This is a genomic window from Streptomyces sp. B5E4, assembly GCF_039871555.1.
In the GTDB taxonomy this organism is placed as follows: Bacteria; Actinomycetota; Actinomycetes; order Streptomycetales; family Streptomycetaceae; genus Streptomyces.
This window is the reverse complement of sequence record NZ_JBDPMI010000002.1, coordinates 89,720-107,795: the sequence shown is the minus strand read 5'-3', so window position 1 is coordinate 107,795 and position 18,076 is coordinate 89,720. Positions and strand designations below refer to the sequence as shown.

Below are 18,076 nucleotides of genomic sequence, written 5' to 3'. Positions count from 1 at the left end.
CCTTGCGATCCGTGCGGTCCGTCACAGCGTCAGCTCCGATCGGCGGCGCGGGTTCAGCCGCTCCCGCCACGCGCCGGCGAGGCCCGCGACGGCGAGGGTCGGGATGATGATGAACAGGCCCGGGAAGAGGGTGGGCCACCAGTCCCCCGCCAGCAGCGCGCCGCGCGCGCCCTGCACCATCGCGCCCAGGCTCGCCTGGTGCGGCGGCAGCCCGAGGCCGAGGAACGACAGCGCGGACTCGTGCCAGATGGCGTGCGGCACCATCAGCACGGCCGCGAGCCCCGCCTGCGGCAGCACCCCGGGCACGAGGTGGCGGATCGCGACCCGGGTGCGCGAGGCGCCGCCGGAGACGGCGGCGTCCACGAACGGCCGGCCGCGCAGCGACAGCACCTCGGCGCGCACGATGCGGCACGTCGACACCCAGTGCGTCAGCCCCACGGAGGCGACGACCGGCCAGACCCCGGGCTGGAAGAGGGCGACGATGAAGATGCCGAGCAGCAGGTGCGGTACGGAGGCGAAGACGTCCACGAGCCGCATCACGGCCCGGTCGACGTGCCCGCCGAGCGCGCCGGCCAGCGCCCCGACGGCGGTGCCGACCACGGTGGCGACGAGCGCGGCGACCACGCCGACGAGCAGCGAGACGCGCAGCCCGTAGACGCAGCGCAGCAGCACGTCGCGGCCGACGTCGTCGGTGCCGAAGAGGTGGGAGAGGGACGGCGCGGCGAGCTTGTTGCCGATGTCGACGGCCTGCTGGTCGAGTTGGACCAGCGGCGGTACGACGAGCACCGCAAGGACCGCGAGCGCGACGACCGCGGCCGAGGTGCGCACGCGCAGCGTGCGCACCGACGTGCGGCCGGTCCCGCGGATGCGCCAACGGGTCGCGTCCGGCGGGTCGTCGAGCGCGCCCGGCTTCCCTACTGCCTCAGCCATCGAAGCCCACTCTCGGGTCGGCGAGCCCGTACAACAGGTCGGACAGCAGGTTGCCCAGGAGCACCGCCGCCGTCGCCAGCACGGTGAGCGCGGCGAGCAGCGGGAAGTCGACGGACGTCGCGGCCTCGACGGTGGCCGCGGCGATCCCCGGCCAGCTGAAGACGGTCTCGATGAGCAGCGCGCCGGTGATCAGCTCCGGCACCCGGGTGCCGATCAGCGTGAGCACGGGCAGCAGCCCGGAGCGCAGCGCGTGCCCCAGCAGCACGGTGCGCTCGGCGAGGCCGCGGGAGCGGGCGCCGCGCACGGGGTCCTCGTCCAGCGCGTCGCCGACGCCCTGGCGGACGTAGAGCACGAACCACGGCATCTGCGAGACGGCGAGCACCGAGGCGGGCAGCAGCACGTGCTCGGCGACCTGCCCGAAGGTGACGACGTCCGTGCCGGTGTCGGTGAGCCCGCCGGCCGGCAGCGCGTCGAGCTGGAGCGCGAACAACCAGACGGCGAGCAGCCCGAGCCAGAACGGCGGCGCCGCCTCCAGCGCGTACGCGACGGAGGTGACGGCCCGGTCGAGCAGCCCGCCGCGGCGGCGGGCGGCGAGCACGCCGAGCAGCGTGCCGACGACGATGGCGACGGCGAACGCGACCGCGCACAGCAGCACCGTCCAGCCGATGCGCTCGCCGATGACGTCGGCGACCGGCTGGCGCATGCTGGTCGACTCGCCGAGGTCGCCGGTGACGACGGCGGAGAGCCAGTCCCACCAGCGGGTGACGAACGGGTCGTCGGCGCCGAGGCTGTCGCGGAGCTGGTCCAGCGCCTCCTGGGAGGCGCTGAACCCCGCGGTGCCGGCGTACGCCTTCACCGGGTCGAACGGCGAGGCGGCGGCGATGGCGAACACCCCGAAGGTGACGGCCAGCAGGACGGGGACGGCATACAGCAGCCGCCGTCCGGCCATCCGCGCCATCGGGGCCAGCGGCAGCCCGGTCACGGCGCGGGCTGCCAGCTCTCGACGTTCCACCAGGGACCGCTGCCGAAGCCGTGCTCGTGCGGTTCGACCTGGGTGCTCAGGCCGCGCCAGGTGTCGGCGATGACGTAGATGTGGTCGATGTGGGTGAGGAAGATGTAGCCCGGGTTCTCGGTGAGTTCCCGCTGCACCTTGTCGTACGCCCGCTTGCGGTCGGCCTTGTCACCGGACTCCCGGCCCTCGACGAGGGCGGTGTCGACGTCCGGGTTCTCGTACGAGGCCATGTTGTTGAAACCCTGGCCGGCCAGCTCGGAGTAGAGCATCGGGTAGAGGTCGAAGTCGGGGTCGGCGGGGCTGCCGCCGCCGGCGAGCACGGCGTCCTCGCCCATCCGCGGCTCGATGACCTCCCACGTGCCGCTCTCCACCTTGGCCTCGATGCCGACCTTCTTGGCGTCGCCGGCGAACGCGAGGGCGTGCTCCTGGCGGAGCTTGTCGCCGGAGGGGTAGTAGAGGGTGAACGAGGCGCGCTGCCCGTCCTTCTCGCGGATGCCGCCGTCCCCCTCACGCCAGCCGGCGTCGTCGAGGATCTTCTCGGCCAGCCCGGTGTCATAGGGGCGCTCGGTGCCCTCGGCGAACCACTCGCTGTCGGTGGGCACCGGCCCGTACGCGGCCTTGCCCCGGCCCTCCAGCAGCTTGTCGACCATGGCGCCGCGGTCGGCGGCCACGTCGAGCGCGCGGCGGATGGCGACGTCGCCGGTGACGGGGTTGCCGGTGGGCAGGGTGACGGCGCGGTGGTCGGCGGTGGTGGCGGCGACGGTCTGCTTGTCGTCGTCCCCGGCGAAGCTCTTGGCGAGGTTCGGCGGCAGGATGGCACCGTCGAGGTCGCCGGAGCGCAGCCGGGTGGCGCGGATGTCGTCGTCGGCGATGATCGCCATGGTCAGCTTCTGCACCTTCGGCTTGCCGCCCCAGTAGCCGGGGTTGGCGGAGAAGGTGAGCTTCTCGCCCTTGCGCCAGCCGTCCAGGACGTACGGGCCGGTGCCGACCGGCTCGGTGTTGAACGCGCCGGTGTTGACGTCACCCTTGCCGGCGACGTGCTCGGGCGCGATGGGCAGCACGGTGCGCTCGGCGAAGGGCGCGTAGGGGTACTTCAGGGTGAAGACGACGGTGTCGTCTCCCTCGGCCTCGACGCTCTCGACGGCGTCCAGGTCGCCCTTGGAGGCGTTGTTGGTGCCGGGGTCGAGGATGGTCTCGTAGGTGAAGACGACGTCGGCGGCGGTGAAGGGCTCGCCGTCGCTGAACGTCACGTCGTCGCGCAGCTCGTACGTGTACGTGGTGCCGCCGTCGGTGATCTCGGGAAGTGCGCGGGCGAGGGCGGGGCGCAGCTCCATGTCGCTGTCGCGGGCGAGGAGGCCGTCGAAGAGCTTGGAGTTGCCGTCCTTACCGTAGCCGAGGAGCGGGCTGAGGGTGTCGGGCTCGCTGGCGACGCCGATGACGGCGGCGCTGCCGTCCCCGCCGGAGCCGCCGGAGTCGTCGTCGGCGTCCGGGTTCGAGCAGGCGGCGGCCCCCGCGAGCACCGCCGCCGCCGCCGTGACCGAGACCGCTGCGCGTATGCCGCGGACTGACATGCCCACTCCCCTGTTGAAGGCCGGCTGTTATTGCGAACAGTTCGCAATTAGAACCCATGATCGGTGTACCGCGCAATGAGGAGTCCACTCCGTGGGCACCCGGTGGGCGGGTGGTCCGCCGAGGTCAGCGACCATGCGCCGGACGGGACGGCTCCCGTTTCCTGCGTCGGCCGGGTGACCCGGGATGGGATACGACGGGCTTAAGGGATATTACTGAGCATTCCGCCCCGCAGCATCCGGTGTCCCGTACCCCACCGGGAAGGCCCCCATGGCGCTCCCCCCGCTGGGCGGGCCGGGTCGCCCCCGGCGACCGGCTGGACTGCGGCTGACGGGCAGGGCGCGCACGCGAGCGGCGCCGCCGGGCATGGGACCGGCGGCGCCGCGGTGTGCGACGGGTCAGAGGACCCGGCGCACGTTCACGTCATCGGCGTTGACGAAGCCGATGCGGTGCCCGATCTGGATAATGTGGTACTTCGTCTTGCCGCGGACCACCGTGCGGTCCCCGGGCGCGGAGCCGTCGAAGGACACGGCGCGGTAGTACTCGCCGGGGACCGTGCCGCCGTAGGAGTACGCCTGGCCTGCCTTGAACTCGTACGGGTGCGCCGAGATCGGCTGGTACGGGATCTCCGGCGGGTACGCCGCCTGTTCCGGGTACGCCCGGCCGTAGACCGGCACCGACTCCTTGCCCGGCTTGGGCGTGACGATCTTCCCGGCGGTGTAGTCGGCGACCCGCGCACCCGCGGGGTTGTGGAACCAGCCCTTCAGGCCGTGGTACCAGATCGCCACCCAGTCGCCCCTGCGCTCGGCGACCGCGTACGACTGCCCGGCGGAGGCCCGGCTGCCGACGTCCGAGACGTGCATGTCGGACGCCCGGCCGTCGGGGTGCAGACCGATGTCCGCCAGCAGCGGGGAGTCCGCGTCGGGCTGCGAGTGCAGGATCACCGACGACGAGGGCGAAAGCGGGCACGGCTCCTTCGGGTCGGAGCCCGACTCGTAGCTGCAGCCGGTGAACTGCGGCTTGTTCTCCGCGAAGTCCGGCTTGATCATCACCATCGACTTCGAGAACCCGCCGGGGCTGCGCAGCGGGGCCTTCAGCAGCTCGAAGTACCGCTCCCAGTCCCAGTACGGGCCCGGGTCCCAGTGCATGCCGCGGATGTTCGCCGTGGTGGTGCCGGGCACGTTGTCGTGGCCGATGATGTGCGTGCGGTCCAGCGGGATGTCGTACGTGGCCGCCAGGTAGCGCACCAGCGTCGCCGAACTGCGCATCATCGCCTCGGTGTACCAGGTGCCCTGGTCCTTGGCGAAGCCCTCGTGCTCCAGGCCGATGGACTTGGCGTTGATGTTCCAGTTGCCCGCCTGCCAGGCGACGTCCTTGTGCTTGATGTGCTGGGCGATGTGGCCGTCCGAGCTGCGCAGCGTGTACTGCCAGCTCGCGGCGCGGTTGGGGTCCTGGACCATGTTGATGACGCCGGGGTAGCGGCCCTCGGTGTCGTGGATGACGATGTACTCGATCTTCTGGTCGCGCGGCCGGTCGGCCTTGTCGTGGTTGACGTACGCCTGGATGTTCGCCGGGTCGGTCTGGCGGTACGTCGCCGGGATCCACTCGCAGCCGAGCCGGACCGGGCACTCCACTTCCTCGTTCTCCAGCCGCGGCAGGCCGAGTTCGCCGAGCCACCGCTGCTGCGGCGCCACGGACGGGTCGCCCGCGAGCCGGACGGCATGGCCGTCGTCCGTGGTGCGGGCGGCGCCGTCGCGGATGGTCGCGTACACCTCGTCGGCGAAGGTCGCCGCGTCCTGCTCGTACGCGGCGCCCGCGTACTTCGCCACCGCGCCGTACCAGTCGGCGGGGTCGGCGGAGGCCGGCGCGCCCAGGTCCTCCTGGTACGCGGCCAGCAGCGCGGCGCCGCCGGCGATGTTCTCGGCGGGCTTCGCGCGCAGCGTCGCCACGTCGGTGCCGGTCAGCTCGGCGGCCGTGTACAGCGTGGTGAGCGCGGGGCCGAACGTCTCGTCCCCGACGGGCCGTTCGGTGTCGCCGCGGGGGTCCTCCGCGGTGCCGGAGTGGTGGTCCTCGGCGAGCACGGTGGGCGCGTCGGTCAGGTGCATGGGGCCGTAGCCGGCGTCGGTGCTCGGTTCGCCGGCGTGGGTGTCCCAGCGGGACTCCAGGTACGACACGCCGAGCAGGACGCTCTCCGGCACGCCGTACTCGTCGGCCGCCGCGGCGTACGCCGCCTGCCGGGTCGCGGGCGCCGCCTGCGCGCCGTCGCCGGCGGTGGCCGGGAGCGACGCCGAGGTCAGCGGCAGCAGCAGGCCGGCGGCGACGGCGGCCGTCGCCCAGGGTCGTCTTCGCAGGTTCACACGCAGGCGGGTGGCTGGGGTGGGAGGCAACGGTACTCCTCAGGGGGTCGGGACGAGGACGTGCGCGTGCGGTGCGTATCAGGGGTACCGACTCGGTCGCGTACCCGTCAATCCCTCCCAGGGGCACGAAAGTTGCACGTCAGCCCGGCTGCCGCCCAACTGCGCGGCGGCACTGGTCCAGACCGATGTCGACGGCCGGCCGCGGTGCATGCCGCGACCGGCCGCCGTACGGCCGCCGGGCCAACCCGCCCGGTTGCCCGGCGGCCGGTCAGGGCACCCGGCGGCGCCGGGCGAGCCAGGTCTGCGCGATCACGACGACCACCAGGAAGCCGCCGCTGACGACCTGCTGGTAGGCGGAGTCGAGCGAGCCGATCTGGTTGATGACGTTCTGGATCACCTTCAGCAGCAGCACGCCGACCAGCGAGCCGCCGACGAAGCCCATCCCGCCGGAGAGCAGGGTGCCGCCGATGACCACGGCGGCGATCGCCTCCAGCTCCATGCCGTAGCCGAGGATGGTCACGCCGGAGTCGAGCCAGGCGGCGTTGAGCGCCCCGGCGAAGCCGGCGAGCAGCCCGTTGAGGGTGTAGACCAGGGTCTTGGTACGGGCCACGGGCGCGCCCATCAGCGCGGCGGCGTCCTCGTTGCCGCCGACGGCGTACACGTGCTGGCCGAAGCGGGTGCGGCGGAGCACGATGCCGCCGGCGACGAAGAGCGCGGCGGTGATCCAGACCGGGACGCCGATGCCGAGCAGCTTGCCCTGGCCGAGGTCGGCGAAGAACGAGCCCTCCGCGACGAGGTAGGTGTCGGCGCCCTCGTCGGTGATCGACAGCATCACGCCGCGCGCGCCGAGCATGGCGGCGAGCGTGACGATGAACGGCGCGAGCCTGAGCCGGGCGATGAGCAGCCCGTTGACCAGGCCGAAGAGTCCGCAGACGGCGAGTGGCAGCAGCAGCGCCACCAGCGTGCCGTGGCGTGAGCCCCAGGCGGCGAGCACCCCGCCGAGCACGAACACCGAGCCGACCGACAGGTCGATGCCGCCGGTGACGATGACGAAGGTCATGCCGAGGGCGACGATGGCGAGGAAGGCGGAGGAGACCGCCATGTTCTCGATGTTGCCGGTGGTGGCGAAGGAGTCGAAGGACAGCGAGGCGACGGCGGCGAGGGCGATGAGCGCGACCAGCGCGCCGTGCTGCTGCGCGAGGGCGCTCAGCCGCTCGCCGCGCCCGGAGCCCGCGGGTTCGTCGGCTCCGTACGCCACGGCGACGGGTTCGTCTTTCACGACGGTCACCGCTTCCCCCTCTCCCTCGCCGCGGACTGCTCGCCGCAGCGGCCGACCGCGGTCCGCCCGCGCCGTGCGACGGCCGCATCCGCCCGGCTGGGGACCCGGGTCGTATCCCGCGGATCCATCACCGCTTCCCCCTCTCCCTCGCCGCGTAGACGGCGAGGACGATCACCACGGCCTGCGCGATCTGCGTCCACGACGGCTCCAGGTCGTGCTTGATCAGGGTGGCCGTCAGCAACTGGATGAGCACCGCGCCGGCCACCGTGCCGCCGATGCGGACCCGGCCGCCGGTCAGCGGGGTGCCGCCGACGACGACGGCGGTGATGGCGGACAGCTCCATCAGGTTGCCCAGCGAGGTGGGGTCGCTGGCCGACAGCCGGGCGGTGGCCAGGAAGCCGGCGACCGCGGCGAGCACACCGCAGACGACGTACACCACGATCAGTACCCGGCGCACCGGCAGCCCGGCGAGCTTGGCGGCCGGTCGGCTGTCGCCGATGGCGAGCAACTGGCGGCCGAAGGTGGTGCGGCGGACGACGAAGGCGACGACGAGCGCGAGCGCCGCCGCGATCAGCACCACGTACGGCACGCCGGCGAACTCGCCGGAGCCGAGGGTGGCCATGCCCGGGTCGCGGATGTCCTCCAGCTGCGGCAGCAGCACCAGCGCGAGGCCCCGGGCGCCGACCATCAGCGCGAGCGTGGCGACGATGGGCTGGACCCCGATGAACGCGATGAGCGAGCCGTTGGCCAGGCCGACCGCGGCGCCGCCGACGACGGCGACGATCAGCGCGATCCACGGCCCGTACCCCATGTAGAGCGCGACCAGCGAAGTGGACAGGGCCATGACGGAGCCGACGGACAGGTCGACGCCCTCGCTGCCGATGGCCAGCGCCATGCCGAGCGCGACGATGACGACGGGCGCGACCTGGACGGCCTGGGTGCGGAAGTTCTCGGCGGACAGGAAGTGCGGGGTGAAGGCGATGTTGACGAGCAGCAGAAGGGCGACGCCGGCGTAGACGCCGTACTCCTGCAGCCAGCGCAGCACCCGCTCGCGGTCGGCGGGCAGCGCGCGGCGCAGCGTGAGGTCAGCCATGGCCGGCCGCCTGCGCACCGGCTCCGCGGGGCGCCGGGTCCGGGTCGCCGCCCGGTTCCGCGGCGGCCGCGATGGCCTCCATGAGTCTGTCCTCGGTGACGTCGTCGCCGGTCAGCTCGCCGACGACGGCGCCGTCCCTGAGCACCACCACGCGGTCGGACCCCTCGATCAGCTCCTCCACGTCGGAGGAGATCAGCAGCACGCCGAGGCCGTCCTCGGCGAGTTCGTCGACGAGCTTTTGCACCTCGGCCTTGGCGCCGACGTCGATGCCGCGCGTCGGCTCGTCCAGCAGCAGCACCTTGGGCTGCATGGCGAGCCAGCGGGCCAGCAGCACCTTCTGCTGGTTGCCGCCGGACAGCTCGCCGACCTTCTGGTGCGGGCTCGCCGCCTTGATGCGCAGCCGGCTGACGAACGTCTCGACGACGGCGTCGATACGGGCCTCGGAGACCAGCCCGTAGCGCGACATGCGCGGCAGCGCGGCCAGCGCGATGTTCTCGCGGACCGAGAGCCCCGGCACGATGCCCTCGGACTTGCGGTCCTCCGGGAGCAGGCTGATGCCGGCGCGGATCGCGGCGGGCGTGGAGCCGGTGCGTACCGGCACGCCCGCGACGGTGACGCGGCCGGCGCCGAGCGGGAGGGCTCCGGCGATGGCCTTGGCGGTCTCGGTACGTCCCGAGCCCAGCAGTCCGCCGAGGCCGACGACCTCGCCGGGGCGGACGTCGAGCGAGACGTCGTGCAGTTCGTGCCGGCGGGTCAGGCCCTCGGCGCGCAGCACCGGCTCGGCGCTGGTGCCGTGGTCGCCGGTGAACTTGGTCAGCCCCTCGGCGCGCACCTCGCCCATCTCCCGGCCGAGCATGAGGGAGACCAGCCGGAGCCGGTCGAGCCCGGCGAGCGGTCCGGTGTGCACGACGCGGCCGTCGCGGAGCACGGTGACGGCGTCGCAGACGGCGTACAGCTCGTCGAGGCGGTGGCTGACGTAGACGACGGCGACGCCGTCGGCGCGCAGCCGGCCGATGACGCCGAAGAGGGTCTCGACCTCGCGGGGTTCGAGGGAGGAGGTGGGCTCGTCCATGACGACGACGTCGGTGCGGCCGGCCGCCGAGACGGCGCGGGCGAGGGCGACCATCTGCTGGGCGCCGACGCCGAGTTCCGCCAGCGGGCGGCGGACGTCGACCCGGACGCCGTAGTCGAGGAGCATGCGCTCGGACTCGCGGTGCATGCGGCCGAAGTCGATGAGGCCGCCGCGGCGGCGCGGCTCGCGGCCGAGGAGGAGGTTGCGGGCCACGCTCATCAGCGGGATGAGGTTGACCTCTTGGTAGATGGTCGAGATGCCGGCCTGCTGGGCGGCGAGCGGGGTGGCGAAGGACGCCCGCTCGCCGCGGTAGGTCAGCTCGCCCTCGTCGGGCTGGTAGACGCCGGTGAGGACCTTGATGAGGGTGGACTTCCCGGCGCCGTTCTCGCCGACGAGGGCGTGCACCTCGCCGGCGCGGGCGGTGAAGTCGACGCCGTCGAGGGCGAGGACGCCGGGGAAGCGCTTGGTCAGGTCGCGTACGGCCAGGACGGCGGGGCGCTCGGCCGCGCCGTCCCGGGGGCCCCGGGCGTCCGGGGTGTCGCGGACCTCCTGGGCGTCCGCCGGACGCGGCCCGGCGGACCGGGCCGGCCCGGCGGGCCCGCCCGGTCCGGGCCGCTCGGGCGGCTCGTTCGCTGCGGCCATCGGCGTCAGAACGCCTTGCCGAGGTCGGCCTCGGCGTTGTCGGCGGTGTACTCGCTGTCCTCGATCACGATGTCCTGGCCGACCTCCTCGCCCTTGGTGAAGGCGTCGAGGGTCTCGAAGGCCAGCGGGCCGAAGCGCGGGTTGGACTCGATGACGGAGTCGATCCAGCCGTCGACGATGCCCTGGACGGCGTTGCGGGTGCCGTCGATGGTGACGATCTTGACCGCGCCGGGCTCCTTGCCCGCGCCCTTGAGCGCGTTGACGGCGCCGAGGCCCATCTCGTCGTTCTCGGCGTAGATCCCGGTGATCTCCGGGTTGGACTGGATCAGTTGCTCGGTGACCTGCTGGCCCTTCTCGCGGGCGAACTCGCCGGTCTGCTCGAAGACGACCTTCAGGTCCGGGGCCTTCTCGGCGATCCGGTCCTTGAAGCCCTCGGTGCGCTCGGTGGTGACGTTGTTGCCGGGGGTGCCGAGCAGGATGGCGATCTCGCCCTCGCCCCCGGTGGCCTCGATCATCTTGTCGGCGGCCCGCTTGCCCTGCTCGGTGAAGTCGGAGCCGATGAAGCTCACGTAGTCCTTGCAGGGCTCGGCGTTGATCTTCCGGTCGATGGTGACGATGGGGATCTTCTTGTCCGCCGCGGACTTCAGCACCGGGTCCCAGCCGTCGGAGTTCAGCGGGGCGATGACCAGCAGGTCGGCGCCCTTGGCGATGAGGTCCTGGACGTCGCTGATCTGCTTGGAGAACTGCGACTGGGCGTTGGCGGTGAGCAGTTCGATGCCGCGCTTGTCGGCCTCGGCCTTGATGGAGGCGGTCTCGGCGATACGGAACGGGTTGGCTTCCTTCTCGGACTGCGAGAAGCCGACGGTGGCGCCGGCGAGGTCGGTCTTCTCGGCGCCGTAGTCGCCGATCACACAGGTCGGGCCCGAGCCCCCGGAGACCTTCTGCTCGCCGCCCCCGGCCTCCTCGGAGCCGGCGGCGGCGCCGGTGCTCCCCTCGTCGTCGTCCTCGGACTTGGCGCAGCCGGCCGCGAGCGCGAGGCTCGCGCTGAGCGCGACGGCGAGGAGCGTTCTGGCGGCGGTACGGGCGTGCGGCTTCATGGTGATACCCCAATTCGGGCGGTGGAGTACGAGGGCCGGGCCGCTGCGCGGGACCGGAAGAATTCAGGGGATGTTTTACATCGTTGGAAGGACGCTGTAAACACCTCCCGCAGCACGGATTTGTCCGGCGAAGATCGCCATCACCCGTGCGCCGTACGGGAATTGACGAACTGTCAGGGCGAACGGAGGCAGGCCGGGGCACCTGCCCGGGGACCGTCCCGGGCGGGGTGCTCCGCGGGGGTCAGCCGCCGGCGCGGCCGCGTGTGCTCTCGCGCTCCACCAGCGAGAACGCGGGGTTCATCTCCTGCGACTCGGGCACGCTGCCGTCGCCGTGGGCGGCGTCGAGACGCTTGACGACGGACTCCACGGCGAGCCTGGCGATGGCCTGCTTGTCCGGCGCGATGGTGGTCAGCGTGACGGCCCCGTAGCGGCTCTCGGTGATGTCGTCGAAGCCGACGACCGCCACGTCCTCCGGCACCCGCAGACCGCGTTCGGACAGCACCCGCATCGCGCCGATGGCGATCAGGTCGTTGTACGCGAAGACCGCGTCGGGCCGCTGGCCGGAGTCCAGCAGGCCCGCCATGGCCACCGCGCCGTCCGCCCGCTCCCAGCCGTCGATGTACGCCACCAGCGCCTCGTCGACCGGCACGCCGCGGTCCGCCAACTCCGCCCGCCAGCCGAGAAGTCGCAGGTGGGCGGGCTGATGGGCGCGGTCCTCACGGGCGCCGAGGAACGCGATGCGGCGCCGGCCGAGGTCCAGCAGATGGCCGACCGCCTGCCGGGCGGCGGCGATGTTGTCGATCGCGATGTGGTCGTACGGCAGGTCGTAGCGCCGCTCGCCGAGGAGCACCAGCGGGCTCTCCTCGGCCCGGCCGCGCAGATCCTCGGTGTCCAGCTCCAGCGGGCTGAGGATCAGCCCGTCCATCACCCGGGCCCGGAAGCCCTGGGTGACCAGCAGCTCCAGCTCGCGCCGGCCCTGGGTGTGGTCGAGCAGGACGGTGAAGTCGTGCCGGGCGGCCTCGTCGATGACGTGTCCCGCCAGCTCGGCGAAGTAGGGGTTGCCCAGCTCGGGCACGGCGAGCGCGATGATGCCCGTACGGCCTTTGCGCAGGTGGCGGGCGGTGAGGTTGGGGCGGTAACCCAGCTCGTCGATCGCCTGCTGCACCCGCGCCCGCATCGCCGGCGTGACGTGCGGATAGTTGTTGACCACGTTCGAGACGGTCTTCACCGACACGCCCGCCCGCTCGGCCACATCCTTCAGGCTGACTCTCACCGCGTTCCTCCTACGCCGTTTGGTCATGCACTGGACACAACGCAGGAGGCGTGCTGTCATGCCAACTGCCCTTGTTTCCAACGTTATACAAGACGCCCGGGGGCAAAGGGCAGCCCTGGCACCCGCATTCTCCGACTTCCGGAGGTACCCGTGCACCCCTCCCTCAGACGCGTACGGCGGCGACTACTCCGCTGGCCGACGCCCATCCTCGCGGCACTCGCCCTGACCCTGGTCCCCGCCGGTCCGGGCTTCACGGTCACGAGCGCCGACCGCCCGGCCGCCGCCGAGGCCGCCGACTCCCGCGCAGCCGCGGAGGTCCACGGCCTCAAGGGCGAGTACTACACCCACAGTGCCCCCGGCACGTTCGACTTCGACCAGTTGAAGGCCACCGCCTTCGACCCGTCGCTCGACTTCGACAACCTGGAGCCGCGCCTGGCGGCCCGCGCCGGCCAGGCCGACAACGTCAGCGTCCGCTGGACCGGCGGGATCACCCCCGAGGTCTCCGGCGCGCACACCTTCCACGTCAGCGCGGACAACGGCTTCCGCCTGTGGGTGGACGGCGAGGTGGTCATCGACCACTGGATCGACGACTGGGACAAGGAACAGACCTCGCAGCCCGTGACCCTGGAGGCGGGCCGCACGTACGACATCAAGGTGGAGTACTTCGAGCACCACGGCGGCTCGAACTTCCACCTGCGCTGGACCAAGCCCGGCGCCCCGAAGGAGGCCGTGCCGCAGTCCGCGTTCTCGCTCCCCGGGGACTTCGACTACACCGGCCCCACCGACGTCGCCGTGCAGCCCGACGGCCGCACGCTGACATTGGACTTCGCCCAGCCGCTCGCCGCTCCCCCGGCGACGTTCGACGAGCATCTGGAGACCGTCATCGGCGGCGCCGACTGGCCGCGCGCCGCGGCCGGGCTGGACCCCGAGGACCCCTCGCGGCTGATCGTCCCGCTCGACGAGCCGGTCGTGGGCCAGGGCGGCTCCGCCGACGTGCGCTACGACGGCGAGGGCGGCCTGACCGGCGCCGACGGCTCGCAGATCGGCGAGTTCTGGACCTCGGGGGCGAACGACTCCGAGTACCAGCTGCGGACGAAGTGGGCCGACGACGTCGACGAGGGCGCCCCGCTCCCCGAGTACCCGCGCCCGCAGCTCACCCGCGAGGACTGGCAGAGCCTCAACGGCACCTGGCAGTTCGCCGGCGCCACGGAGGGCGAGAGCCCGCCGTTCGGCCGCACGCTCGACGAGAAGATCGTCGTGCCCTACCCGGTCGAGTCCGAGCTGTCCGGCGTCCAGCGGCACGAGGAGCGCATGTGGTACAAGCGCACCTTCACCGTGCCGCGGGACTGGCGCGTCGGCCAGAGCGGCGAGCGGCTCCAGCTCAACTTCGACGCCGTCGACTGGAAGGCCGACGTCTGGCTCAACGGCAAGCAGGTCGCATCCCACAAGGGCGGCTACGACCGGTTCAGCGCCGACGTCACCCAGGCCCTGCGCGGCAGCGGCAAGCAGGAGCTGATCGTCGGGGTCTACGACCCGACCGACTCCGCCGACGGCGAGAACCCGCCGATGGGCAAGCAGCGGCTGTCGCCCAGCGGCATCTGGTACACCTCCTCCTCCGGCATCTGGCAGTCCGTGTGGATGGAGCCGGTGCCCACCGACCGCGCCGAGGACCTGAAGATCACCCCCGACGTGGCCGGTGAGCAGACCGCCGTCCAGGTGCGCGGCGTCCGCGACGGGGTGCCGGTCACCGCCACCGCGTACGACGGCCGCCGCGAGGTCGGCACCGCCACCGGCAGGACCGGCGAGCCGCTGACCGTGCCCGTGCCCGACCCGAAGCTGTGGTCCCCGGACGACCCGCATCTGTACGACCTGAAGGTGACGGTCGGCCGCGGCGACTCCGCCGACCGGGTGCGCGGCTACTTCGGCATGCGCACCGTGGGCGTCGAGACCGTCGACGGCCGGCAGCGGATGACGCTCAACGGCGAGCCGGTGTTCTCCATGGCCACCCTCGACCAGGGCTTCTGGCCCGAGGGCATCCACACCGCGCCCACCGACAAGGCGCTGAAGTACGACCTCGACATGCACAAGGAGATGGGCTTCAACTCCGTGCGCAAGCACATCAAGGTCGAGCCCGACCGGTGGTTCTACCACGCCGACAAGCTGGGCCTGCTGGTGTGGCAGGACATGCCGTCGATGAACACCAAGACGCCCTCGCAGAGCTCCCGCACCCAGTTCGAGCACGAGCTGAAGGAGATGATCGAGCAGCACGACAGCCACCCGTCGGTGGTCATGTGGGTGACGTTCAACGAGGGCTGGGGCCAGTACGACCAGGCCCGTATCGCCGACTACGCCAAGGAGCTGGACCCGACCCGGCTGGTCAACAACATGAGCGGCCACAACTGCTGCGGCGCGGTCGACGGCGGCAACGGCGACATCTCCGACGCGCACGGCTACCCGAGCGCCCAACTGCCCCGGCCCGACGGCAGACGCGCGCTGGTCAGCGGCGAGTACGGCGGCCTCGGGCTGGCCATCCCGGGCAACGCCTGGCCGGTCAGGCACACCTACGTGGGCGTGGACCGCGAGGCGTACACCGAGGAGTACCTGATCAAGCTGGCCGAAGTCGAGCGGTTCGCCGCCTGCAACGGCAGCAGCGGCGCCGTCTACACCCAGATCACGGATGTGGAGGGCGAGCTGAACGGACTGCTCACCTACGACCGCAAGGTCCTCAAGCCCGATGTGGAACGCATCAGGGCCGCCCACGAGGCGCTGATCGAGGGGGCCGCCGACAACACCCTCACCTGCGACGCCTCCTGACGCACCGCCCGCCCCCGCACCCCCGGCCGCGGCGCCCGCCGCGGCCGGGACGGGGGCGGGCCCCCGCGCGCCCGGCGGCCCCGCCGGGCACCGGCGCGAGCACCAGGCACCAGGCACCCTCCCCTTCCAGGCACCCAGGGACCCGACATGCCTCCTCCGCTGCACCGCCGCCATTTCCTGCACGCCTCCGCCGCCGGGGCCGGGGCGCTCGCACTCGGCGCCACCGCCCTCCCGGCCCACGCGTACGGGCCCGCAGCCGGCCCGCCGGCGCGCACCCCGTACGCCGCCGCCTCCTTCGGCAAGCTGCCGCTCGGCAGCGTCACCCCGCGCGGCTGGCTCGCCGGGCAGCTCGGCACGCTCCTCGGCGGACTCTTCGGCCGCTACGACCGGATCTCCCACTTCCTCGACCACGACGGTTCCGGCTGGGTGCATCCCGACCGCGCCGGCTGGGAGGAGGTCACGTACTGGCTGCGCGGCTACGTCTCGCTCGCCGCGCTCACCGGCGACGCTGCCGCGCAGGCGAGCGCCCGCCGCTGGATCGACGCCGTCCTCGCCACCGGGCAGCCCGACGGCTTCTTCGGCCCCGCCCGGCTGCGCACGGCTCTCAACGGCGGCCCCGACTTCTGGCCGTACCTGCCGCTGCTCCAGGCGCTGCGCAGCCACGAGGAGTTCACCGGGGACGAGCGGATCGTGCCGTTCGTGCTGCCGTTCCTGCGGTACATGAACGCGCAGGGCAAGGGCGCGTTCGACTCCAGTTGGGTGTCGAAGCGGTGGGGCGACGGCATCGACATCGCGTACTGGATGCACGCGCGCACCGGCGAGGACTTCCTGCTGGAGCTGACGGACAAGATGCACCGGTGGGGCGGGAACTGGGTGGACAACTTCCCCGACCTGCACAACGTCAACGTCGCGCAGGGCTTCCGGGAGCCCGCGCAGTACGCGCTGCGCGCCGGCGACGCCGGGCTGACCCGGGCGACGTACCGCGGCTACGAGCGGATCCTCGCGGAGTACGGGCAGTTCCCCGGCGGCGGCTTCGCCGGCGACGAGAACGCCAGGCCCGGCTTCGGCGACCCCCGGCAGGGCTTCGAGACCTGCGGCGTCGTCGAGTTCATGGCCAGCCACGAGCTGCTGACCCGGATCACCGGCGACGCGCTGTGGGCCGACCGCTGCGAGGAGCTGGCGTTCAACCTGCTGCCCGCCGCCACCGACCCGGCGGGCCGCGGCGTGCACTACGTGACGAGCGCCAACTCGATCGACCTGGACGACGTGCGCAAGAACGACGGCCAGTTCCAGAACGGCTTCGCGATGCAGTCGTTCCAGCCGGGCGTGGACCAGTACCGCTGCTGCCCGCACAACTACGGCATGGGCTGGCCGTACTTCACCGAGGAGCTGTGGCTGAGCACGCCGGACGGCGGGCTCGCGGCGGCGATGTACGCCCCGTGCGAGGTACGCACCCGGGTGCGCGGCACCGAGGTGACGATCACCGAGGAGACCGACTACCCGTTCACCGAGACGGTCACCCTGCGGGTCACCGCCGCGCGCACGGTGCCCTTCACGCTGCGGCTGCGGGTCCCCGGCTGGTGCGACGCGCCGGAGGTGACGGTCAACGGCCGGCCGGTGGCGGCGGCTCCGGGGCCGGGCTTCGCCGGGGTGAAGCGGAGCTGGGCGAGCGGTGACACCGTCGTGCTGCGGCTGCCGCAGCGCACGTCGGTGCGGGTGTGGGACGCCAACGGCGGCGCGGTGAGCGTCGACCGGGGGCCGCTGACGTACTCGCTGCGCATCGGCGAGTCGTACGAGCGCACCGGCGGCAGCGACGACTTCCCGCACCTCGCCGTGCACGCCACCACCCCGTGGAACTACGCCCTGGCCCCCGACGCCCCGGCGGGCCTGGAGTTCCACCGCGAGGACGGGCCGCTGACCGGCGACCCGTTCACCCACGAGCACACCCCGGTGCGCATCACCGCCCGGGCGCGCCGGCTGCCGGAGTGGGTCGCCGACCGGCAGCACGTCGTCGCGCCGCTGCAGCAGAGCCCGGCCCGGAGCACGGAGGCGCCGGAGACGGTGACGCTGATACCGATGGGCGCGGCCCGGCTGCGGATCACCGCGTTCCCGACGGCGGACCCGGACGGCACGCCGTGGACACCGGAGCCGCCGCACCACCGGGTGCAGAACAAGCACAGCGGCAAGGTGCTGGCGGTGGACCGGATGTCGCTGGCGGACGGCGCGCGGGTCCACCAGTTCGACAACTCGGGTACGTCCGACCACTCCTGGCAGTTGCTGGAGCGGGAGGGCGGGCTGCTCGTGATCCGCAACGGGCACAGCGGCAAGGTGCTCGCCGTCGACGGCGGCGCCACCGCCAACAGCGCGCCCGTCGTGCAGGACGAGGACGACGGTGGGCCGGACCACCTGTGGCGGATCGTGCCCGACGCGGACGGCTGGTTCCGCATCCGCAACGAGCACAGCGGCAAGGTGCTCGGCGTGGACGGCATGTCGACGGCGAACAGCGCGCAGGTGGTGCAGTACGACGACAACGGCACCGCGGACCACCTGTGGCGGCTGGTCGCGGCACCGGGCTGACGGACGCCGGGTGACGCGCGGACGGCCGGGCCGGCACGCGGACTCCGGCCGCCCGCGCGCGTAGCGTGGGCGCATGAGCTGGGGGAGCACGCGCTCGCGCTCGGCGCCACCCTCGTGCGCGGTCGCCGCGTCAGCGGGTTCACCGAGCACACGGAGTCGGTGACCGTGCAGGTCGACGGGCCGGACGAGTCGTACGCACTCCAGGCGGTGTACCTCATCGGCTGCGACGGCTCCCGCAGCACCGTGCGTACCGCCGCCGGCATCGACTTCAGCGGTACGCCCTCCACCGTCGTGGGCTGGCTCGGCGACGTCACCCTCGACAGGCCGCCTCCTCCCGGGTTCAGCACCTTCGGGCTCCGGG

General features: G+C 72.6%; 11 protein-coding genes. 2 read left to right on the top strand and 9 right to left on the bottom strand.

What is annotated here, in order from left to right; genetic code table 11:
- Positions 1–21: 21 nt before the first annotated feature.
- The 9 genes from ABGA99_RS03100 to ABGA99_RS03060 form a co-directional block, all read right to left on the bottom strand.
- On the bottom strand, positions 22–930 hold the full coding sequence (locus tag ABGA99_RS03100; RefSeq protein WP_347582111.1) for an ABC transporter permease: 909 nt from the start codon (positions 928–930) through the stop codon (positions 22–24).
- Positions 923–1,888: an ABC transporter permease gene (locus ABGA99_RS03095; protein ID WP_347577032.1), complete on the bottom strand. Its 966-nt coding sequence runs from the start codon at positions 1,886–1,888 to the stop codon at positions 923–925. Before ABGA99_RS03095 ends, ABGA99_RS03100 begins: the two co-directional genes overlap by 8 nt.
- A 20-nt stretch (positions 1,889–1,908) precedes the next feature.
- On the bottom strand, positions 1,909–3,513 hold the full coding sequence (locus ABGA99_RS03090) for an ABC transporter substrate-binding protein (RefSeq protein WP_347576845.1): 1,605 nt from the start codon (positions 3,511–3,513) through the stop codon (positions 1,909–1,911).
- 396 nt (positions 3,514–3,909) lie between these two features.
- On the bottom strand, positions 3,910–5,898 hold the full coding sequence (locus tag ABGA99_RS03085; protein ID WP_347576844.1) for an N-acetylmuramoyl-L-alanine amidase: 1,989 nt from the start codon (positions 5,896–5,898) through the stop codon (positions 3,910–3,912).
- A 238-nt stretch (positions 5,899–6,136) separates the two neighbouring features.
- Positions 6,137–7,156, bottom strand: a complete 1,020-nt coding sequence (locus ABGA99_RS03080) for an ABC transporter permease (RefSeq protein WP_347576843.1) — start codon at positions 7,154–7,156, stop codon at positions 6,137–6,139.
- Positions 7,157–7,274: 118 nt separating this feature from the next.
- Positions 7,275–8,240 (bottom strand): ABC transporter permease, encoded by a 966-nt coding sequence (locus ABGA99_RS03075; RefSeq protein ID WP_347576842.1) that lies wholly within the window; start codon positions 8,238–8,240, stop codon positions 7,275–7,277.
- Positions 8,233–9,954 carry a sugar ABC transporter ATP-binding protein gene (locus ABGA99_RS03070; RefSeq protein WP_347582110.1) on the bottom strand — a complete coding sequence of 574 codons (1,722 nt, stop codon included), beginning with the start codon at positions 9,952–9,954 and terminating at the stop codon, positions 8,233–8,235. The genes ABGA99_RS03075 and ABGA99_RS03070 overlap by 8 nt, the downstream gene beginning before the upstream one ends.
- A 5-nt stretch (positions 9,955–9,959) precedes the next feature.
- Positions 9,960–11,051: an ABC transporter substrate-binding protein gene (locus ABGA99_RS03065; protein WP_347576840.1), complete on the bottom strand. Its 1,092-nt coding sequence runs from the start codon at positions 11,049–11,051 to the stop codon at positions 9,960–9,962.
- Positions 11,052–11,292: 241 nt separating this feature from the next.
- Positions 11,293–12,324, bottom strand: a complete 1,032-nt coding sequence (locus ABGA99_RS03060; protein ID WP_347576839.1) for a LacI family DNA-binding transcriptional regulator — start codon at positions 12,322–12,324, stop codon at positions 11,293–11,295.
- 228 nt (positions 12,325–12,552) lie between these two features.
- Between ABGA99_RS03060 and ABGA99_RS03055 the strand changes: the two genes are divergently transcribed.
- Both ABGA99_RS03055 and ABGA99_RS03050 read left to right on the top strand, forming a co-directional pair.
- Positions 12,553–15,138 (top strand): PA14 domain-containing protein, encoded by a 2,586-nt coding sequence (locus tag ABGA99_RS03055; RefSeq protein WP_347582217.1) that lies wholly within the window; start codon positions 12,553–12,555, stop codon positions 15,136–15,138.
- Positions 15,139–15,285: 147 nt separating this feature from the next.
- Positions 15,286–17,715 carry an RICIN domain-containing protein gene (locus ABGA99_RS03050; RefSeq protein ID WP_347582109.1) on the top strand — a complete coding sequence of 810 codons (2,430 nt, stop codon included), beginning with the start codon at positions 15,286–15,288 and terminating at the stop codon, positions 17,713–17,715.
- Positions 17,716–18,076 lie beyond the last annotated feature (361 nt).

Coding starts and splice junctions, on each gene's coding strand:
- ABGA99_RS03100 (WP_347582111.1), bottom strand. CDS start 930: ATGGCTGAGGCAGTAGGGAAGCCGGGCGCGCTCGACGACCCGCCGGAC.
- ABGA99_RS03095 (WP_347577032.1), bottom strand. CDS start 1,888: ATGGCGCGGATGGCCGGACGGCGGCTGCTGTATGCCGTCCCCGTCCTG.
- ABGA99_RS03090 (WP_347576845.1), bottom strand. CDS start 3,513: ATGTCAGTCCGCGGCATACGCGCAGCGGTCTCGGTCACGGCGGCGGCG.
- ABGA99_RS03075 (WP_347576842.1), bottom strand. CDS start 8,240: ATGGCTGACCTCACGCTGCGCCGCGCGCTGCCCGCCGACCGCGAGCGG.
- ABGA99_RS03070 (WP_347582110.1), bottom strand. CDS start 9,954: ATGGCCGCAGCGAACGAGCCGCCCGAGCGGCCCGGACCGGGCGGGCCC.
- ABGA99_RS03065 (WP_347576840.1), bottom strand. CDS start 11,051: ATGAAGCCGCACGCCCGTACCGCCGCCAGAACGCTCCTCGCCGTCGCG.
- ABGA99_RS03050 (WP_347582109.1), top strand. CDS start 15,286: ATGCCTCCTCCGCTGCACCGCCGCCATTTCCTGCACGCCTCCGCCGCC.